At 32.2% G+C, this 342-nt stretch carries 1 pseudogene; it reads right to left on the bottom strand.

The window, feature by feature from the left end:
• Window positions 1-342: pseudogene (locus tag TCEL_RS12985) on the bottom strand (DRTGG domain-containing protein); the annotation flags it as partial.

Raw genomic sequence — 342 nt, 5'->3', positions numbered from 1 at the left:
TTATCATAGATGCTGTTGTAAAGGTATCATATGTTGAGGAAATTATAGGCAATTCCCTTTTATTTGCAAGCTGTTTATTTCATCAGAACATGTAAACCCCCCAGTGATTAATACAGCACAATTCTTTTCTAATGCTAATTTTGGGCTTCTTCTCTATTACCTACAATAAGCAGGTTTCCAGGAGATATATATTTTCTCATAACATCAAGTGTCATCGCACCTATTACAAACTTATTTAATGTTTTATGAAGTCCATCTTTTCCACCAAGTACAGAACCTTCTACTATATTTACTACTTCTGCATATGTTAGATTCTCTATATTTTTCTTTTCAACCTTCTCA

This window comes from Thermobrachium celere DSM 8682, assembly GCF_000430995.1.
Classification (GTDB): Bacteria; Bacillota; Clostridia; order Clostridiales; family Caloramatoraceae; genus Thermobrachium; species Thermobrachium celere.
The sequence above is the reverse complement of the archived record's forward strand: the minus strand, read 5'-3'. Positions and strand labels throughout refer to the sequence as shown.